The sequence below is a fragment of the Candidatus Pseudothioglobus sp. uisw_142 genome (assembly GCF_059512465.1).
Genome location: NZ_CM183452.1, coordinates 1,026,251 through 1,045,411, shown reverse-complemented (window position 1 = coordinate 1,045,411; position 19,161 = coordinate 1,026,251). Strand labels below are relative to the sequence as shown.

Annotated in this window: 16 protein-coding genes; 7 read left to right on the top strand and 9 right to left on the bottom strand. The window is 36.8% G+C overall.

All coding sequences use genetic code 11. The features are described from left to right. Positions 1-30 precede the first annotated feature (30 nt). On the top strand, positions 31-1,044 hold the full coding sequence (locus AC5YGB_RS05335; RefSeq protein WP_333908078.1) for a zinc-binding dehydrogenase: 1,014 nt from the start codon (positions 31-33) through the stop codon (positions 1,042-1,044). Positions 1,045-1,046: 2 nt separating this feature from the next. Here AC5YGB_RS05335 and AC5YGB_RS05330 read toward each other — a convergent pair whose 3' ends face one another. Both AC5YGB_RS05330 and AC5YGB_RS05325 read right to left on the bottom strand, forming a co-directional pair. After that, on the bottom strand, positions 1,047-2,162 hold the full coding sequence (locus AC5YGB_RS05330) for a dimethylsulfoniopropionate demethylase (protein WP_271558088.1): 1,116 nt from the start codon (positions 2,160-2,162) through the stop codon (positions 1,047-1,049). 87 nt (positions 2,163-2,249) lie between these two features. After that, positions 2,250-3,623 carry a phosphomannomutase/phosphoglucomutase gene (locus AC5YGB_RS05325; protein ID WP_496136860.1) on the bottom strand — a complete coding sequence of 458 codons (1,374 nt, stop codon included), beginning with the start codon at positions 3,621-3,623 and terminating at the stop codon, positions 2,250-2,252. Between the two features lie 148 nt (positions 3,624-3,771). Here AC5YGB_RS05325 and aceE point away from each other — a divergent pair, with 148 nt between their 5' ends. The 3 genes from aceE to AC5YGB_RS05310 are packed head-to-tail and all read left to right on the top strand — an operon-like array spanning position 3,772 to position 7,958. Next, complete coding sequence (gene aceE / locus AC5YGB_RS05320; RefSeq protein ID WP_496136859.1) at positions 3,772-6,423, top strand: pyruvate dehydrogenase (acetyl-transferring), homodimeric type; 2,652 nt, start codon at positions 3,772-3,774, stop codon at positions 6,421-6,423. A gap of 6 nt (positions 6,424-6,429) precedes the next feature. Further along, positions 6,430-6,774 (top strand): HopJ type III effector protein, encoded by a 345-nt coding sequence (locus tag AC5YGB_RS05315; protein WP_020027674.1) that lies wholly within the window; start codon positions 6,430-6,432, stop codon positions 6,772-6,774. 5 nt (positions 6,775-6,779) lie between these two features. Then, positions 6,780-7,958, top strand: a complete 1,179-nt coding sequence (locus AC5YGB_RS05310; RefSeq protein ID WP_271773320.1) for an MFS transporter — start codon at positions 6,780-6,782, stop codon at positions 7,956-7,958. Here AC5YGB_RS05310 and AC5YGB_RS05305 read toward each other — a convergent pair. The 3 genes from AC5YGB_RS05305 to AC5YGB_RS05295 form a co-directional block, all read right to left on the bottom strand. Next, a complete protein-coding gene (locus AC5YGB_RS05305; RefSeq protein WP_271802691.1) occupies positions 7,955-8,179 on the bottom strand; it encodes a SlyX family protein in 225 nt (74 codons plus the stop codon). The two genes, AC5YGB_RS05310 and AC5YGB_RS05305, sit on opposite strands and share 4 nt — an antisense overlap. A 30-nt stretch (positions 8,180-8,209) precedes the next feature. Further along, on the bottom strand, positions 8,210-10,300 hold the full coding sequence (gene pnp / locus AC5YGB_RS05300) for a polyribonucleotide nucleotidyltransferase (RefSeq protein WP_020027671.1): 2,091 nt from the start codon (positions 10,298-10,300) through the stop codon (positions 8,210-8,212). 200 nt (positions 10,301-10,500) lie between these two features. Beyond that, entirely contained in the window at positions 10,501-11,619 is a 1,119-nt protein-coding gene (locus tag AC5YGB_RS05295) for a JmjC domain-containing protein (RefSeq protein WP_496136858.1), read from the bottom strand. A gap of 106 nt (positions 11,620-11,725) precedes the next feature. Between AC5YGB_RS05295 and AC5YGB_RS05290 the strand changes: the two genes are divergently transcribed. From AC5YGB_RS05290 to AC5YGB_RS05280, 3 genes are read left to right on the top strand one after another with little or no spacing between them, the layout of a single operon-like run. Beyond that, positions 11,726-12,523 (top strand): HalD/BesD family halogenase, encoded by a 798-nt coding sequence (locus AC5YGB_RS05290; RefSeq protein ID WP_496136857.1) that lies wholly within the window; start codon positions 11,726-11,728, stop codon positions 12,521-12,523. A 3-nt stretch (positions 12,524-12,526) separates the two neighbouring features. Further along, positions 12,527-13,162, top strand: coding sequence for a class I SAM-dependent DNA methyltransferase (locus AC5YGB_RS05285; RefSeq protein ID WP_271558079.1), 636 nt, complete (start codon positions 12,527-12,529; stop codon positions 13,160-13,162). Positions 13,163-13,211: 49 nt separating this feature from the next. Further along, positions 13,212-13,523 carry a DUF6172 family protein gene (locus tag AC5YGB_RS05280; RefSeq protein ID WP_271770195.1) on the top strand — a complete coding sequence of 104 codons (312 nt, stop codon included), beginning with the start codon at positions 13,212-13,214 and terminating at the stop codon, positions 13,521-13,523. A 9-nt stretch (positions 13,524-13,532) separates the two neighbouring features. Here AC5YGB_RS05280 and guaB read toward each other — a convergent pair whose 3' ends face one another. The 4 genes from guaB to recR form a co-directional block, all read right to left on the bottom strand. Then, positions 13,533-14,993: an IMP dehydrogenase gene (gene guaB, locus AC5YGB_RS05275; protein ID WP_496136856.1), complete on the bottom strand. Its 1,461-nt coding sequence runs from the start codon at positions 14,991-14,993 to the stop codon at positions 13,533-13,535. A 16-nt stretch (positions 14,994-15,009) separates the two neighbouring features. Beyond that, the gene (locus AC5YGB_RS05270) at positions 15,010-15,660 is read right to left on the bottom strand and encodes a TIGR04211 family SH3 domain-containing protein (RefSeq protein WP_496136855.1); all 651 of its coding nucleotides are present in this window, start codon (positions 15,658-15,660) and stop codon (positions 15,010-15,012) included. 82 nt (positions 15,661-15,742) lie between these two features. Further along, the gene (locus AC5YGB_RS05265; protein ID WP_496136854.1) at positions 15,743-18,490 is read right to left on the bottom strand and encodes a valine--tRNA ligase; all 2,748 of its coding nucleotides are present in this window, start codon (positions 18,488-18,490) and stop codon (positions 15,743-15,745) included. Between the two features lie 74 nt (positions 18,491-18,564). Further along, positions 18,565-19,149, bottom strand: coding sequence for a recombination mediator RecR (recR, locus tag AC5YGB_RS05260; RefSeq protein ID WP_496136853.1), 585 nt, complete (start codon positions 19,147-19,149; stop codon positions 18,565-18,567). Positions 19,150-19,161: the final 12 nt, after the last annotated feature.

Below are 19,161 nucleotides of genomic sequence, written 5' to 3'. Positions count from 1 at the left end.
TCAAATTAATCTATTAAGAGGTATAAATAAATGAAGTCGTTAATGATTACAAAGTACGGTGATATTGATTCGAGTTTAGAGAAACAAGAAATACCAAAACCAATAATCGAAGCAAATCAAATCTTAATCAAAACATATTCATCAAGTTTCAATCCATATGATTACAAAGTTGTCAAAGGTGATTTTAAAGCCATGGGAAAAATCTCTTTCCCTATAGGAATTGGAAGGGATGTAAGTGGCATTGTTGAAGAAGTTGGCAAGAGCGTAAAAAAGTTTAAGGTTGGCGACAAAGTCTATTCAAGACCTCATGAGAGCTCTCTTGGTACTATGGCTGAATATGTTGTATCCAATATTGAGGATACTGCACTAATGCCATCAAATCTAAACTTTGATGAGTCTGCAAGCATTCCTGTTGTGGGTCTTACAACATACCAGGCATTTGTAGATATAGCAAAACTCTCAAAGGGCGAAAGTATATTGATTCATGCTGGATCTGGTGGTGTTGGCACTTTTGCTATTCAGCTCGCAAAACATCTTGGAGCGAAAGTGACCACAACCACAAGTACTAAAAATATTTCATTTGTTAAAAGCTTAGGTGCTGATAAAGTTATTGATTACACTTCGCAAAACTATCTTGATGAAGGCGCTATATTTGATGTGGTCTATGACACTCTGGGTGGTAATTACACTCTAGACTCATTTAAAGTCCTTAAAAATGGCGGTAGAGTAGTATCTATTGCAGGAACTGTTGATAGTATTACTGCTGAACAAATTGGCTTAAACAGGTTTATTCGAATGATCTTATCTTTTCAAGCAAGAAAAGTTACTAAAACTGCGGCAAAGATGAATGCTATGTATAGATTTTTATTTATGTCTCCTAATGGTGATCAGCTTGAGGAGCTGGCAAAGTTATATGAATCTGGCTCAATCAAGCCTTTGATAGATAAAGTTTATAATTTTGATGAAGGCGTGCAGGCTCTTGAGTACTTAGCCAAAGGGCGCGCTAAAGGCAAAGTTATTGTGAAAATAAGAGAAGATATTTAAACCTAATTGAAGGGGATTGAGGTCACTTTTGCTGACCTTGTTCCCCAAGGTGTTTCAACTATCACCTCTGAGTCAATCTCATTATGACTATTGTTAATTGTTGCCATCGCCATATTAATTTTTAATCGTGGTGAATAGGCCGCACTTGAAACTTTACCGCAAACTTGATTATCATTCATGACCTTCCATGGGCTGGCACAACCGCCAACAAATGGATCGCCATCGACAATGAGTCCAACAAGTTTTTTGGTTGGCCCTTCAGAGCGAATCTTGTGTAGAGCCTCTCTACTCAAGTATTCAGCCTCTTTATCCAGTTGACAGAAATTCCCCAATGGGAGTTCTAATGGGTTGCTATTGATATCCATGTCATTTCCCCATGAAAACAGTCCTGACTCAACCCTTTCGATATTGTTAGGCGTTCCTGGCTTAATATCATATTTCTTTCCAGCAGCAGCAACGATGTCCCATAACTTATCACCTTGTGATCCGTCTCGAAGATAGAGCTCAAAGCCTCCTTGTTTGCTCCAGCCTGACTTTTGAACAATAAGAGGGATTCCCTCAAGTTCACACTCTCTAAAAAAGAAGTACTTAACATCTTTAACCCAGTCACCAAATAAATCAATCATTAAGGGTAAATGGTTAGGGCCCTGAATTGCTAGGGGAGAGACGTCTGGCTCACAAATATTAACGTCCCATCCAAGTCCACAGGCAAGCCCTCGAGTCCAGAGGAGTACGTCGCTGTCTGCAATCGATAGCCAAAAATGACTCTCGCCTAATCTCAAAATGATAGGATCATTAATGATTCCTCCATCTTCATCAGTAATTAGCGCGTATTTCCCTTGCCCAATCTGTAATTTTGAAAGGTCTCTTGATGTAATGTATTCGACAAATTTAAAGGCATCATTTCCAGTAATTTCTACTTGACGTTCTGCTGCCACATCCCACATAGTGACGTTATTCATCAAATTCCAGTAATCTGCCTCAGCGCCTTCATATGAGGTAGGCATAATCATGTGATTGTATATGGTAAAAGTTTTAGCACCTGCTCTTAAAGTAGCCTCATAATAAGGCGATTTTCTCAAGCGATCTGATAGTGTAAAGTTGACATGTCCTTCCATTGGTGCTCCAAATTTACGAGTTAATTTTGTACTAGCTAATACTACGGAAAAATCTGTATTTTATACCTATTTTTTTAGAATTTTCAACTATAAATCATCTGCTGAAATATTACAAGATTCAAGCCATTTTTTAAATTTCTCTTGTATATCAATTAGCGCAGTATGATCTTTTGCTTCAAAGCGTAAAACTAAACAAGGAGTTGTATTTGATGGTCTAACGAGCCCCCAGCAATCCTCATAATCCACCCTAACACCATCGATGGTATTAATATTTGCACCTGGAAAATCTATATGACTTGATAAAGAATCCATTGCTTCAAACTGTTGACCATGTTTGTCAAAGTTAATATTAATTTCTGGAGTACTTAAGTTAACTGGGAACTCATCAAATAATTCAGAGCATGACTTATTACTTTTAGAGACAATTTCCAAGAGTCTTGCTGCAGTATACAATGCATCATCAAATCCATACCAACGTTCCTTAAAGAAAATATGGCCTGACATTTCTCCTGCAAGTGCAGCATTAGTCTCTTTTAATTTTTTCTTAATAAAGCTATGGCCAGTTCTAGACATGATAGGCTCTCCACCATTATCTGAAATTACTTTAGGCAAAAGTGAAGTACATTTAACATCAAAGATAATTTTTGCTCCTGTGTTACGCGTAAGAACGTCTTTAGCATAGAGCATCATTTGCTGATCAGCCCAGATAATTTTACCTTTATTGTCGATCAGTCCTAGCCTATCACCATCTCCATCAAAGGCAAGGCCAAGATCAGATTTAGTCTCAATAACCTCTTGAATTAAATCTTCTAAATTTTTTGGCTTTGAGGGATCGGGGTGATGATTTGGAAATCTTCCATCAACCAAACAAAAAAGTTTTGAAAGTTTTACTCCTAGGGCTTCAAATAATTGAGGTGCTATATTGCCAGCAACACCATTCCCGCAATCAATGACAATATTAAGTTCTTTTTCAAGATTAATATCTGACTTGATTGTGTTTATATAGTCTTGATCGATATTGATAGAGGTTGAAGTGCCTGATCCAGTTTTAAAATCATTTTCTAAAATTCTTGTATAAAGTGACTGTATCTTTTCAGCTGATAGAGTCTCTCCAGCAATCATAATTTTTAATCCGTTGTATTCTGCTGGATTGTGCGATCCAGTAATCATTACACCCGATGTAGCAGCTTTCGTGTGAGTCGCAAAATAGACGACTGGAGAGGGGACCATTCCAATATTAACAACGTGACATCCACTTTCAATGAGTCCAGAAATAAGAGCTTCAGAAAGTTCGGGGCCCGTTAATCTCCCATCCCTTCCAACGACAACACCCCTTTCACCTTTCTCAATTGACTCACTTCCAACAGCTCTTCCAATTAATTTAACAATTTCAGGTGTTAATTCAGTTTCTACAATGCCTCTAATGTCGTATGCTTTAAAAATTGAACTAGGAATATTCATGAAAGATGATAATAAATACAAGAAGGGCGTATTTTATCAAACATTTAATATCTCTTCTGAAAGTTCAAAAATATAACATTACCAGTTATGTTTAATTGCTTTTTTAAGGGATAATAGAACTCCTAAATTTTACAAAAAAAAATAGTTTATGTCAGAAAAGGATATTGATCCGCAAGAAACCATTGAATGGTTAGAGGCCTTTAGATCTGTTGCTCGATTTGAGGGTCAAGATAGAGCAAAGTACATCCTTCAAAAATTAATGGATATGGCCCATGAAGATGGGATGGATCTTCCAGATGGAGTCAATACAGCCTACTTAAACTCAATCCCAGTCGAAAAAGAAAGTGAATTAGTCGTTAAGCATGAGATCGAACATAGAATCAAATCCATCATTCGATGGAATGCAATGATTATGGTTGTTAAGGCTAACCAGGTTTCATCAGAACTTGGAGGGCATATTGCCTCTTTTGCCTCTAGCGCAACTCTTTATGAGGTTGGCTTTAATCATTTTTATCGAGGAAATGATTTAGATCAGGGTGCGGACCTAATTTTTTTCCAAGGTCATATTGCCCCAGGTATTTATTCAAGGGCTTTTTTAGAAGGAAGGATTTCAGAAGAGCAAATGCTGAACTTTAGACAAGAGGCAAATCAGGAGGGTTTATCTTCATACCCACATCCATGGCTCATGCCAGATTTTTGGGAATTTCCAACTGTCTCAATGGGGTTAGGGCCTATTATGGCCATATATCAAGCTCGCTTTATGAAGTATCTTCAGCACAGAGATATTATAAAAACAGATAAAAGAACGGTTTGGGCATATATTGGTGATGGAGAAACAGATGAGCCAGAATCACTTGGCGCAATTTCATTGGCTGGAAGAGAGAAGCTCGATAACCTCATATTTGTTATTAACTGTAATCTTCAAAGACTAGATGGTCCAGTGAGAGGAAACGGTAAGATTATTCAAGAGCTTGAAGGGATGTTCCGAGGCGCTGGCTGGAATGTTATAAAAGTGATCTGGGGCAGGGGATGGGATAAGTTACTTGCAAATGATACTTCTGGCCTCCTTAAACAAAGAATGGAAGAGGTCGTTGATGGAGAATACCAAGCCTATAAGGCAAAAGATGGGGCTTATGTTCGTAAACATTTTTTTGGGAAGTATCCAGAAACTCTTCAATTGGTAGAGCACATGTCAGATGATGAAATATTTGCTTTAACTCGAGGTGGCCATGATCCAAATAAGGTTTACCAGGCTTATAAAGCTGCTAAAGAGCACAAAGGCCAGCCTACTGTAATTTTGGCAAAGACTGTTAAAGGTTATGGTATGGGTGAAGCTGGTGAAGGAAAAAATACCACTCATAGTCAAAAGAAATTAGGTGTAGATGCACTGGTCCGTGTTGCTGAGCGTTTTGATATACCTGTCACTCAGAAAGATGCTGAAGAGCTCAACTTTTATAAGCCTGCTGAAGATAGTGAGGAGTTAACGTACTTAAGATCAAGAAGAGAAGCATTGGGCGGTTATTTACCAGCAAGAAGCTTTGAACTTGAGTCTTTCAATATCCCTGATTTAATTACATTTAAGCCCCTTCTAAAATCTACTGAAGGAAAAGAGATGTCAAGCACTATGGCATTTGTTCGTTTTTTATCTCTTCTCATTAGGGATAAGGAGATTGGTCCAAGGGTTGTTCCTATTGTTCCTGATGAGGCAAGAACATTTGGGATGGAGGGATTATTTAGACAAATGGGCATCTACTCATCATCAGGCCAACTTTATGAGCCTGAAGATTCCGATAAAGTGATGTGGTACAAGGAAGATATCAAAGGCCAAGTATTGCAAGAGGGGATTAATGAAGCTGGAGCAATTTCTGATTGGATTGCGGCTGCTACAGCCTATGCATCTCACAATGTAACAATGATTCCGTTCTATATTTATTACTCTAAGTTTGGCTTTCAAAGAGTGGGTGATCTCGCTTGGGCTGCTGGAGATATGCAGTCAAAGGGTTTCTTGATGGGTGGAACAGCGGGCAGAACAACACTGGCTGGTGAGGGTCTTCAACATCAAGATGGAGATTCTTTGATCGTTGCCAATACAATACCTAACTGTGTTTCATATGATCCAACCTATGCATACGAACTTGCTGTCATTCTTAGGGATGGAATGCACCGAATGTATGAAAAGATGGAAAACATTTTCTATTATGTTACTTTGATGAATGAAAACTACCCGCATCCAGAGATGCCTAAAGGGGTCGAAGAGGGAATTATTAAAGGAATTTACCCATTAAAAACTGTTGGCAATTCTAAAATTGAGGTTCAGCTATTAGGTAGTGGTGCGATTCTTAGAGAAGTTGAAAAAGCTGCTGATATTCTTGAAAAAGATTGGGGGGTTATGTCTCATGTTTGGAGTGTTACAAGTTTTAATGAGGTCACAAGAGAGGCTCAATGCGTAGACAGAGATAACCTTTATAACACCAGTAAAACGAATCAAGTTCCTTACATCACGAAGTGCTTCAGTAAGTCAAAAGGTCCAATAATTGCTGCTACTGATTACATGCGAAACTATGCAGAACAAATCAGAAAATATATCCCCTCGCGTTATGAGGTCTTGGGTACAGATGGATTTGGAAGATCTGATTCAAGAAAAGAGCTTAGATATTTCTTCGAGGTCAACGCTAATTATATTGTTTTTGTAACGCTTAAGGCACTTGTAGATGACGGATTACTAGAGCCCAAGACAATAAAAACAGCAATCAAGAAGCTCAATATTGATAAAGATAAGTCAAATCCAATGCATTCATAAGAGTTAATGAATACAGCACAATGCCTTAAAATAATTCGATCAGAATCAGAAATAAGCTTTTCTGATTTTATTGAATTAATAGATAATGAATATTGGTTCTCAAATATTGCATTTGAGAATGGCAATATCTTAAATTCAATCAACGAAAACCAAGGCTCTGCTAAAGTATTTTGTTTTGGTCGTATGCATTCACTCTCTAAACAGGAAACACTTAAATGCTTTGGAGAGCACTATAAATCAGTATTAGAGTCTCCTGAGGATACAAAATCCCATTTAAATATTAGAAGTTTTATTGAAAATAGTTGGAAGGGGTTGTTAATTGATTACGACGCATTAACGATCAAAAATTAATCAACATGGATCAGGCAATCTCATCAGAACAAAGCAAAGCCTATGATAACGGCGTTTATGCAACTTTTCTTGGTGCTTTTCTTGTGCTTTTTCAAATTGGAATATATTTTGTATACATTCCTTGGAATGCCGAAAGACTTCAAATTACAGAAGCTGAGATTGGAATGGGGTTGTTTGCTTTTGGAATTTTAAATTTAATCGGTAACCAAATCTCAGGGCGTCTCATTGTTCCAAAAATAGGCACTAAAAACTCAATTGTTATTGGTCTTTTGGGGATTGCCTATTGCCCTCTACTTCTGATACTGTCTCCAAACTATTATTGGTTTTTAATTTCGTTTATGCCCTTTGGTTTTTTTGTTGGGCTATTTAGTCCATCATCTCAATCCCAGATCTCAATGATTGAAAGCAAGACATCCAGGATTCTAACGCCTCTTTATCATGCAGCTTTTAGTTTTGGCTCCCTAATGGGCGCTTTTAGTGCATTTTTTACTATTAGGTATATAGATAATCCAATATTAATATTTTCAGTAACAGGCACCTTATTAGTAATTGGGGCAGTTTTGATATATAAATTTGGACTTAATAAATCATTTGAAACTCTTGAGAAAACACCAAAATTTAAATTACCTAAAAAAGCAATATTGATTTTTGGCATTTTAATGATGCTTAATTATGCCACAATGGGGATTATTTTGGATTGGTCTGCCCTCTGGCTAACAAAGGATTTATTGATTCCTTTATACCTTGGGGGTGCAGTAATTTTTGCATTTAATATTGGCGAGATAAGCGCCAGGTTAATTGCTTCAAAAATGATTAATAAGGGTAGTGAAAAGCTTGTTGGTGGTTACCTTAGTATTGCTGCAGGTGTGATATTATTTTTTTCAATATTAACTTCTAATTTCTATATTATCGTTTTTGGAATGCTGCTCTTTGGTTTTGGAACAGCTAATTTTATAGCCATTATATTTCGATTGGCAATTCGTATCACAGATGAACCGATTGGTCTAACTGTTGCTAATTTGATAACCCTTGGCTTTGCTGGTTTTATTTTTGGACCTGCTTTGGTTGGATATTTGGCAGAATTCTTAAGCCTTACGTTCAATATGTATTTATTAAGTGTTGTTTGGGGTCTTAATGGAGTAGCCCTTTTAGTAATGATGAGGCGTGTTAATTCTAGTAATTAGTAGTGAGGCGGCTTATCATCATTGATTTGACTGTCATTCGAGGCTGAGTCAGAGTTATTCAACAACTTTTCATTGGTTTCTTTAAGTTTGGAGTTGAGTTGCTCAATCTTCTCACCTTGACGAAATACTACCATATTTAGATCATCAATCATATTCTGCAGATAGGCAATCTTTTCTTCAAGTGATACTAGTTTTTCATCTGACATAATTCTATCCTCCATAAAAAAGCCACCTTGCGGTGGCTTTTATTTTTACTTCTCTATTAGAACTTTTCTCGAAAGTTTGATTCGTCCTCGGTCTATCCCAAGAACCTTAACTTCAATTTCTTCACCTTCTTTAAGATAGTCTTCAACTTTCTCAACTCTCTCATGAGCAATTTCAGAAACATGTAAGAGGCCATCTTGATTAGGCATGATTGTAATAAAAGCTCCAAACTCAACTATTTTGGCAACCTTGCCCATGTAAACTTTATTCACTTCAGGAACAGCAGTTACGTCCTTGACCATTTGAACTGCTTTTTCAAAGCTTTCAGAGTCATTAGCAAAAACATTAACATTTCCATCATCGTCAACATCTACACTAGCTCCAGATTGAGCAACAATTCCTCTAATAGTCTCACCACCTTTTCCAATAACATCTCTGATCTTATCAGTCGGTATTTTGATAACTTTAGTTTTAGGGGCATTCTTGGAAGCCGAATTAGGTTCTGAAATAACCTCATTCATTTGACCCAGAATATTTAGTCTTGCATCTTTGGCTTGCTTAAGTGCAATAGACATAATGTCTTCAGTGATACCATCTATCTTAATATCCATTTGAAGGGCATTAATACCTTTTGTGGTACCTGCAACCTTAAAGTCCATGTCACCCAGGTGATCCTCGTCACCTAAGATGTCTGTTAGAACTGTAAAGCGTTCATCATCTTTTACTAAACCCATTGCAATACCTGCAACTGGTGCCTTTAGTGGGACTCCTGCATCCATCAGAGATAGTGACGAACCACAGACACTTGCCATAGAGCTAGATCCATTTGACTCTGTAATTTCAGAAACAACTCTGATAGTGTATGGAAATTCCTCTAAATTTGGAAGACACGCTGAGATGCCTCTTCGCGCAAGCCTTCCGTGACCAACTTCACGTCTCTTAACGCCCATAACTCTGCCCGTCTCACCAACACAGTAAGGAGGGAAGTTGTAATGAAGCATGAAATGATCTTCAATTCGGTCATTCGATTCCAGTTTTTCAATTAACTGCGCGTCTCTCTTAGACCCCAGAGTAGTAACAACTAAAGCCTGAGTTTCACCTCTTGTGAAAAGAGCAGAGCCGTGCGTATTTTCAAGAACCCCAGTTTCGATTGCAAGCTCTCTAACAGTTGAGTTATCTCTGCCATCAATTCTTGGTTCACCAGCTAAAATTCTCTCTCTAACAGTTGATTTTTCAATTTTTTTAATATAATTTTTAACTTCATCTTGGCTTATTGAGTCATCTTCACTCACAAACTCTTCTAATGCAGCATCTTTAACTTCACCCATTTTTTCATAACGCTCCATCTTATCAACAGTTTGATAAGCTTCAGCAATTTGACTTTCAAATTTAGATTTGATTGATGTCAATAGGGTCTCATTGTCTGCTGGAGCAACCCATTCGCGAGGAGCAATACCAACTTCTTTGGCAAATTCAGCAACGTTATCAATTACTACTTGAAATTGCTCATGAGCATACATGACACCTCCAAGCATAACTTCTTCTGAGAGTTCACTTGCTTCTGACTCAACCATTAATACTGCATCCTTAGTTCCTGCCACAACCATATCTAACTCAGATGTTTCTAATTCTGAATAGGTTGGATTAACCATATAGCTTCCATCTTTAAAGCCAACACGTGCAGCACCAATTGGGCCTTTAAAAGGAACACCAGAAATTGCCAGTGCAGCTGAAGTTCCAAGCATAGCTAGAACATCCGGATCAACATTTTTGTTAGCAGAGATTACTTGGATCATTACCTGTACTTCATTCATATAGCCATTTGGAAATAGTGGACGAATAGGGCGATCAATTAGTCTAGAAGTTAGTGTTTCTTTTTCGCTAGGTCTACCTTCTCTCTTAAGGAAACCTCCTGGAATTTTTCCAGCAGCATATGTTTTTTCAATGTAGTCTACCGATAAAGGGAAGAATGATTGACCTGGCTTTGCTTCTTTTGCACCAACAACGCTGACTAGTACTTGTGTGTCATCCATGCTTGCTAAGACAGCACCATGAGCCTGTCTTGCAACCCTGCCAGTTTCGAAAGTAATTTGACTATTGCCAAACGTAAAACTTTTTTGAACTATATTCATGTCCATTGTGTTACTCCAATAAAATAAAAAATGTTTTATGGTTTAACGCAATAAGCTTTATATAAAACATACCTTGCAGGTATGCTTGAGATAAAACTTACCTAAATCCATAAAACAGTTGAATTATCCCCTAATTTTTTTCCTCAGATAAACTAATTTATTAGTTGTTAGAATGCTTAATATGGCTATTAATTAGCATATTTTGCTTAAATTTTAGGGTGTGTTTCTTCTAAAAGTGATAACGAAGAAAATTGAATGGCAAGAGGCTTATTTTTATCGTTAACTTTAATCTTTCTAGTGTTACAAAAATCAATGATCGAATCATCAAGAATATCGTTTATTCTTAATGTATTTCCATTGATAAATACAACTAACTCTTTATCAATAAATTGATATGCAATTCGACTTAAAGGATGGAGGTTGTAAGTTACAGACTCTTTAATCACTACAGGGTCTTTAAATGCAACTATCTCGTTTAATTTTTCTTCATCTAAGGGGTCTAGTTTTGTCACAAAACACCCAAAAAACGTATCAGGTAAATCACTATTTTGTAATAATTTGTGTGATTTTTCAATAGCTGAATAGGGTATTTCAGCCGAGCTGTTAGAATCTAACCATAATGGATCTTCATAATAGGAATTGTTGTATTTGTCTATCGTTAGCTCAAGGGATTCTAACATTTCGTTAGCTGAGTAAGATCTATAACCAATTGAGAGCGTTATGCATTCACTGTCGATACTTTCTCCGTGGTGAGCTATTCCAGGCGGTATATAAACTATATCTCCAGGCTCTGCCACCCAAGTCTTTTCTATTTCAAAGTTTTCCATGATTCGAAGCGGACTATTTGGAACATAATTGTTGGGATTACAGTCTATCGAACTTATTTGCCATTTTCTTTTTCCATGTCCTTGAAGTAAAAAAACGTCATAATGATCATAATGAGGGCCGACACTTCCTCCTAAAGAGGCAAACGAAATCATTACGTCATCAAATCGCCATCTCGGAATAAAGTTGAATTCATCTATCAGTTCATAGATTTCTTGCACATGCTTGTCTACGCCTTGAACCAATAATGTCCATTCATTATTGGGAGTATTTTTAAAAGAGTTATCATTGAATGGGCCATTCTCTAGAGTCCATATATTTTTTAAAACGGAACCCTTAATAATCCTAGACTCAAATTCCTCTTCACACGATAAACCAGCAAGCTCATTAGGGGATAAAGGTGAAATGAAGTTAGGAATTGCATTCTTGATAAGTATTGGTTTTTTTTGCCAGTACTCTTTCAAGAATTCTTCTTTTGAAATGCCGCCAAAATGAATCATTTTATTTCTAATATTTTTTTATTTAATTATCTATTAACATATAGTCTTATTTAGAATATTATTCTAATCTTTTAAAGATAATTTTTATTTCAATTTTTTTACTGGCATGGCGGTTCAAGAAGAAATTAATTTGGCCACAATTATTGACTTGCAAAAGCACCCCATTAATGAAGATCATTACAGGGAAAAATGTAAAGCTGAGTTAGATAAAAGCGGCGTGCTTGTTCTAGATAATTTTCTGTATGAGAACTCTATTAAAAGCATCCTTTCTGAAGCGAAAAAACAAGAGAACTTAGCTTATTATTGTGTCAATGAGCATAATGTCTACCTTGATCCATTTGACAAAAATCTAAGTAAAACCCATCCTCGAAATAAAACAGTAACCAGCTCAAAGGGCTGTATAACAGATGATCAAGTTCCTAAAAAATCATCTCTAAGAGCTCTATATAACTCGCTAAAATTCAAGGATTTTCTATGTGATGTACTTGATGAAACAGTTTTATATAAGTACGATGATAATTTATCTTCAATCAATATTCACTTTGCCAAAGAAGGGCAAGAGCTTGGGTGGCATTTTGACAACTCTTCATTTGCGATTACTCTTTTAATACAAAAGCCAAAAGCTGGAGGTCAATTTGAATATATCAGACAATTTAGAAATTCAAATAATAAAGATAACAATTATGATGGTGTCTTAAATTTACTAAACGGTAATTATATTCCTGAAAAATTATCAATGGAAAACGGCACTCTTGTTTTATTTAGAGGAAAGGATGCGATTCACCGAGTTACCCCTACAATTGGAGATAGAACGCGAATATTGTCAGTTTTAGCTTACAACTCAAGACCTGATGTAAGTCTTTCAGAGTCAGCAAGAATGACTTTTTTTGGAAAGCTTTATTGATTTATGAAAAAAAATACTCAAGGATTAAAACTCTACGACTCTCTTGATCTCTCAGAAAGTGAAAATAAAAAAAAATTATTAGATATTTATCAAAAATGGGCTGCGTTATATGACAAAGACAATGATGACGAATTAGGAACAGTATCTCAGCCGAACTCTGTTCAAACTTTTCAAAGATATGTTAAAGATAAATCCAAATACATAATTGATGTTGGTTGTGGCACAGGTTTGGTTGGCCTTCAACTTAAAAAACTTGGATATAAAAACTTTGATGGTGTAGATATTTCACAGGAAATGATTGATATTGCAATTGATAGAGGCTATCAGTCTTTATTTCTTGGAAACCTTAATGAAACCCTTCCTATCAAGAGTAATCAATATGAAGCGGCAATATGTGTTGGAGTTTTTACTCATGGCCATGTTGGCCCAAGTCGGCTTGAGGAGCTTACAAGAATTGTCAAACCTGGTGGAATATTATGTTTTACAGTGAATGAGGATGTTTATGAATCCTATGGTTTTGATGAAGCAATTAAGTCGCAAGAATTAGCTGGGGTATGGAAGGTATTAGAGCTTAGTAAGAAGGACTATATGATGAAAAAAAATGTTAAAGGTCTCTACTGTATTGCTGAAGTAATCTAAATGATGCTAATTAATTCATTAAAATGAATTTTTTTTAAACTTAATCAACATGAAGAAGACATTTCAATTAGTTCACCCTAAAATAAAACCTGCTAGGCTTATTGAGGCGGTCAGGCGTGACGTAAAAAAATATATTAAAAGAGAGAAGAGAAAGTTATTACCTGAAGGTGTTGATTATTGGGATTTTGATTGCAAGTATGGTCCCACAGAGGCTAAAGCTGAAATTATTTTAACTTCAGAGATTAGTAAATGTATTACTGAGGCAGAGGCTGAAAATTTAGAATCATTTTATTTAGAGATTCTTGCCAAACCTGGCCACAAAAAAACCTACAAAACTTCTGAGGCGCCAGTCAAAGACTAAAAGAATTTTCTACTGGTGATAGTTTGGTGCTTCTTTTGTAATTGAAACATCATGCACATGAGACTCAGTCATTCCAGCAGAAGTCACCTGTACAAATTTGACTTTAGTTCTCATGGCGACAAGATCCTTGCAACCTGTATAGCCCATGGATGATCTAATACCGCCAACCATCTGGTGAATAATTGGCCTAATAGAGCCTTTATAAGGAACTCTTCCTTCAATCCCTTCGGGTACCAGTTTTTCAGCAGCAAGCTCTGCTTGAAAGTAGCGATCTGAGGAGCCATGAGCTTGACCCATTGCTCCAATAGAGCCCATTCCACGATAGGCTTTATAGGATCTTCCTTGAAATAATTCAACTTCACCAGGAGACTCTTCAGTTCCAGCAAGCATTGATCCTAGCATAACGCAATGCGCTCCTGCTGCAAAAGCTTTAGCAGCATCTCCAGAATAACGAATACCACCATCAGCTATCACAGTAACTTTTGTGTCTTTTAAGGCTTCAGCAATATCAGAGATAGCACTAATTTGAGGGACGCCAACACCTGCTACAATACGAGTTGTGCATATACTTCCGGGCCCAATTCCAACTTTAACGCAGTCAGCACCTGCTTTAGCTAAATCGATCGCTGCTTCTGCAGTTGCAATATTGCCAGCAATAATTTCTAAGTTTGGAAAGTCTTTTTTGGTCTTCTTTACACGATCAATTACGCCTTGAGAGTGGCCATGAGCGGTATCAATTACGACAACGTCAACACCTGCATCGACTAGAGCACTAATTCTCTCACTAGACTCTTTCCCGACTCCAACAGCTGCAGCAACAATAAGTCTTTCTTGATCATCCTTTGCAGCTTTAGGAAAATCACTTGTCTTTTTAATATCGCTTACTGTGATCATTCCACCTAACTTAAATTTTTTATCAGTCACTAAAACCCTTTCAATGCGATGTTTTTGAAGCAATTTTCGAACAGTTTCCATTGATGTGCCTTCGGAGACTGTAATTAGAGACTCCTGAGGTGTCATGACATTTTGTACAGTTTCATCAAGACGAGTTTCGAATAAAACATCACGACTGGTTATAAGTCCAACTAATATGTTATTTGATACTACGGGCATAGCTGAAATGCCATGTTGTGTTTGAAGGTCAAAAACATCCTTGATAGTGGCAGATGGATCAATACTGATAGGGTCTCTAATAATTCCTGATTCAAATCTCTTAACCTTTCTCACTTCTTTAGCTTGAGATTTAATAGACATGTTTTTATGAATAACACCCATTCCTCCCTCTTGCGCAATTGCAATTGCAAGCTTACCCTCGGTCACTGTATCCATTGCAGCAGAAATAATTGGGGTTTGTAGGGTAATTTTATTTGTAAGTTTAGATGTTAAGCTGACTTGTTTTGGGAGTACTTCAGAATGGGCAGGAACCAACAAAATATCATCAAAGGTAAGTGCTTTTTTTAATTCTTTCATTTTATTCTCCTAAATTTTAATACCGTCTTCTATTAAGAAGGCCTGGAACTATAAAACCAATTATCATTCCAAAGAAAAGTACAATTGCGCCAACAATAAACCAGTTTCTTGAGCTTGTATCTTTTTGAATTTGAGTGTTATTAACAGCTAACTGGAGTTCAGCTTTAAGCTGTAATTTTTCTTGAATAAGCTTCTCATTATCATGCTCAAGTTTCAACGCATCTTGGTAGATTTGTTCAATATGTTCTTTTTCGGCTTGAGATTTTGAGTTTTGAACAATTAGGTCAGTATTTTCTTGCTTAACAGTTAAAAGCTGACTCTCTAATTCTTCTTTTTCGCCGCTTAGTTTTGAGATAAGCAGCTTATTAGCATTATAAGTCCTTGTTAATTTTTTAAGTTTCTCTCTTGCAGAGGGATCTGGGGATAAATAAAACGATTTAATCCAACCAATAGTATCATCAAACTGGATTTGAGCCCATCCATCTTCAGTACTCTGAAGAAGAGAAAGCTCAGTCCCTGAGGGTAGGAGACGAATTATGTTGTTATTAAATGATTTGTCAGATCGAATGGGTAAATCAAGTTGGTCAGTAATATAGACATATGATTCAGCACTAACCCTAAGAGTTAGGAGTATCAAAGCCAGAGGGAGTGCTATAAATTTAATCATAATAAACTTGTGAGTATTCTATCTTGTTGACAGGATTTAAAATATTTTTATTGTGTTTTTTCAATGAATTACAATTTTCCCTTTATAGTTTAGAAATTTTAACTAATTGCTGATTTAAGTCTTTTAAAGCATTTTCAGTAGATTCCAATTTGTCTTTTTCTTTATTAACAACCGCTTCAGGCGCACCATTAATAAATTTTTCATTATTAAGCTTAGTTGCAAACTGAGATCTATGTTTTGATAATTTTTCAATCTCCTTATTAAGCCTATCTCGTTCAGCTCCTTTATCGATTAGTCCAGCAAGTGGAATTAGAATTTTCATTTCACCAACTAATGCTATTGCAGATTCTGGCTCCTCCTCATCCTGTGAGAGTAAATCTACAGTATCAAGCTTAGCTAATGCAAATAGCATCGCTTTGTTATTGTCGATGTAGGATTGATCTTTTGAACTATAGCTCTTAACAAAACAAGGTAGCGGCTTTCCAGGAGAAATATTCATTTCCCCTCTGATTTTCCTAATTCCTAATATGAATTTTTTTAACCAGTCTATTTCAGCTTCTGCCTCAGTATTTAATAAGTCCTTATTTGGTTCTGGAAAGGGCTGAGAGATTAGTTTACCAGTTGAATTAGATTGTAATTTTTGTGATTGCTCAAATATTTCTTCAGTAATAAATGGGATGATTGGATGAAGTAAAACTAAAGTCTCAGATAAAACGTTTAATAGCGTAGCTTCGCAACCTTGTTTAGTTTTTTCATTCTCTAGAAGGGGCTTAGATATTTCAAGATACCAATCACAATAATCATGCCAAACGAATTCATATAACGTTTGACTCATGAGGTCTAGTCGATAATCTGCTAGATGTTTCTCAACTTCAGTCTTAACTTGTTGAAGTCTGGATAGTATCCATTTATCTTGGCTTGATAGTTCTGCATCAAAGTTTATTGATTTTGAATCAAGGTTCATTAATACAAAGCGAGAAGCATTCCATAGTTTGTTGCAGAAATTACGGTAACCTTCAACCCGTTTTAGATCAAACTTTATATCACGTCCAAAAGATGCTAGAGCGGTGAATGTAAATCTTATGGCATCAGTCCCGAATGAAGGGATGCCGTCAGGAAACTCTTTTTTTGTTTGTTTTTGAATTTTTTCTGCAAGTTTTGGTTGCATCATGCCTTGTGTTCTTTTTTCGAGAAGGGCTTCAAGGCTTATTCCATCAATTAAATCAATGGGGTCCAGCACATTTCCTTTAGATTTGCTCATTTTTTGTCCATTGCCGTCCTTAATGAGGCCAGTAATATAAATATCCTTAAATGGCACATCATTGGCAAATTTAAGTCCGAACATAATCATTCGAGCAACCCAGAAAAATATAATATCAAATCCAGTTACAAGAACACTGGTTGGATAAAAACGCGACATTTCGGGCGTTGCTTCAGGCCATCCAAGGGTTGAAAATGGCCATAATGCAGATGAAAACCATGTGTCCAGTACATCTTCATCTTGTGTTAATTCAACATTTATTCCAGCTTGTTCTTGAGCCTCTTCGATGCTGTCTGCGACATAATAATTACCTTCTTTGTCGTACCATGCAGGAATACGATGACCCCACCAAATTTGACGAGAGATGCACCAATCTTCAATATTTTCCATCCAGTTAAAGTATGTCTTTTCCCAGTTTTCAGGCACAAAACGAATACTTCCATTTTTAACGGCATCAATTGCAGGTTCTGCTAGCGGTTTTACTTTAACAAACCATTGATCAGTCATGTATGGTTCTATAATGCTATTGGTTCTGTCACCCCTTGGAACCATGAGTGTGTGTGGATCTATTTTTTCGATTAACTTCTGCTGATCTAGGTCACTAACAATTGCTTTTCTTGCTTCGAATCGATCCAAGCCTTGATATTTAGTTGGTGCATTTATGTTTATTGAAGCATTGTCAGTCAATACATTAATGATTTCTAGATTGTGCCTTTGCCCAATTTCGTAGTCGTTAAAGTCGTGAGCTGGCGTAATTTTGACGCAGCCAGTGCCAAATTCCATATCAACGTAGTCGTCAGCTATAATTGGAATCTTTCTATCAGAAAGAGGCAGTTTTATAAACTTTCCCACCAAGTGTTGATAACGCTGATCTTCTGGATGAACTGCGACAGCAGAATCTCCAAGCATTGTTTCAGGCCTTGTTGTAGCTACAATTAGTATTTCTTCAGAGTCAGCGACTTGGTACTTAATATGCCATAAAAACCCATTCTCTTCTTTACTAATGACCTCTAGATCTGAAACTGCAGTGAGTAAGACAGGGTCCCAATTAACTAATCTTTTGCCGCGGTATATTAAACCTTCGTTATAGAGATCAATAAATACTTTCTTTACGGCCTTTGAAAGAGATTCGTCCATAGTGAAGCGCTCTCTTTCCCAGTCAACAGATGCCCCAAGACGCCTCATTTGAGAGGTAATTGTTCCTCCAGATTGTGACTTCCAGTCCCAAACTTTTTCAGTAAATTTATCTCTACCAAGATCGTGTCTAGATATATTTTCAAGTTCAAGTTGTCTCTCAACAACCATTTGAGTTGCTATTCCTGCATGGTCCGTTCCAGGTTGCCAGAGTGTTTGGTTGCCTTTGCTTCTATTGTAGCGAGTGAAGACATCCATTATGGTGTGCTGGAATGCATGGCCCATGTGAAGGCTGCCGGTTACATTGGGCGGCGGAAGGACAATGCTAAATGCATTTTCACTCGAAGAGTTCGTTTTTGAAGAGAAGAGGTCGCCTGTCTCCCATAAATCACGATACTTTTGTTCGATAAGTTCTGGGTTATATGTTTTTTCCATGAAGGCGATGTGTCGGATAAAACTGACATATTATACAATAACTACTTGGATTGAAATAACCCTTTAAAGACTCGCTAGTTATAATCTTTTCGTCCAGAAAGGGCGTGAGCAATTGTATTGATATCTGTATATTCTAATTCTCCGCCAAGTGGAATTCCGTGAGCTATTCTTGTGGTCTTTATTTGATATTTTTTTGCAAGATTGTGAATATAATGTGCAGTCACCTCGCCTTCAATTGTAGCATTTGTTGCCAAGATAAGCTCGCTGACACTTTGATTACTTAATAGTACTTCTAATTCATCCAGTCCTAATTCTGATGCACCAATCCCATCGATAGGAGAGAGATAGCCGCTAAGGACAAAGTATTTGCCAGCGTAAACCCCACTTTGCTCTATAACGTGGATGTCTGAGGGAGTTTCGACTATACAGAGCTGTGAGTCATCACGAACATCATTTGAGCATATTTCACAAATATTTTTTTCAGTTAATGTTCTGCATTTTTCACAGTTTTTAACGTTCTCCATAGCATCAGTGAGTGCCTTGGCAAGCTCCAATCCTCCTTGGCGATCTCTTTCCAGGAGATGATAAATAAATCTCTGTGCGGTTTTTGAACCTACTCCAGGTAATTTACTGAATGCTTTGTTTAGTTTTTCAATCATAATATTGGCAAA

What these genes read in the sequence shown, in the direction of transcription:
- AC5YGB_RS05285 (WP_271558079.1), top strand. Translation starts at nt 12,527, where the DNA reads ATGAAAAAAAATACTCAAGGATTAAAACTCTACGACTCTCTTGATCTC.
- AC5YGB_RS05325 (WP_496136860.1), bottom strand. Translation starts at nt 3,623, where the DNA reads ATGAATATTCCTAGTTCAATTTTTAAAGCATACGACATTAGAGGCATT.
- AC5YGB_RS05335 (WP_333908078.1), top strand. Translation starts at nt 31, where the DNA reads ATGAAGTCGTTAATGATTACAAAGTACGGTGATATTGATTCGAGTTTA.
- AC5YGB_RS05265 (WP_496136854.1), bottom strand. Translation starts at nt 18,490, where the DNA reads ATGGAAAAAACATATAACCCAGAACTTATCGAACAAAAGTATCGTGAT.
- AC5YGB_RS05295 (WP_496136858.1), bottom strand. Translation starts at nt 11,619, where the DNA reads ATGATTCATTTTGGCGGCATTTCAAAAGAAGAATTCTTGAAAGAGTAC.
- AC5YGB_RS05315 (WP_020027674.1), top strand. Translation starts at nt 6,430, where the DNA reads ATGAATACAGCACAATGCCTTAAAATAATTCGATCAGAATCAGAAATA.
- AC5YGB_RS05305 (WP_271802691.1), bottom strand. Translation starts at nt 8,179, where the DNA reads ATGGAGGATAGAATTATGTCAGATGAAAAACTAGTATCACTTGAAGAA.
- recR (WP_496136853.1), bottom strand. Translation starts at nt 19,149, where the DNA reads ATGATTGAAAAACTAAACAAAGCATTCAGTAAATTACCTGGAGTAGGT.
- AC5YGB_RS05310 (WP_271773320.1), top strand. Translation starts at nt 6,780, where the DNA reads ATGGATCAGGCAATCTCATCAGAACAAAGCAAAGCCTATGATAACGGC.
- AC5YGB_RS05280 (WP_271770195.1), top strand. Translation starts at nt 13,212, where the DNA reads ATGAAGAAGACATTTCAATTAGTTCACCCTAAAATAAAACCTGCTAGG.
- AC5YGB_RS05290 (WP_496136857.1), top strand. Translation starts at nt 11,726, where the DNA reads ATGGCGGTTCAAGAAGAAATTAATTTGGCCACAATTATTGACTTGCAA.
- AC5YGB_RS05330 (WP_271558088.1), bottom strand. Translation starts at nt 2,162, where the DNA reads ATGGAAGGACATGTCAACTTTACACTATCAGATCGCTTGAGAAAATCG.
- guaB (WP_496136856.1), bottom strand. Translation starts at nt 14,993, where the DNA reads ATGAAAGAATTAAAAAAAGCACTTACCTTTGATGATATTTTGTTGGTT.
- aceE (WP_496136859.1), top strand. Translation starts at nt 3,772, where the DNA reads ATGTCAGAAAAGGATATTGATCCGCAAGAAACCATTGAATGGTTAGAG.
- AC5YGB_RS05270 (WP_496136855.1), bottom strand. Translation starts at nt 15,660, where the DNA reads ATGATTAAATTTATAGCACTCCCTCTGGCTTTGATACTCCTAACTCTT.
- pnp (WP_020027671.1), bottom strand. Translation starts at nt 10,300, where the DNA reads ATGGACATGAATATAGTTCAAAAAAGTTTTACGTTTGGCAATAGTCAA.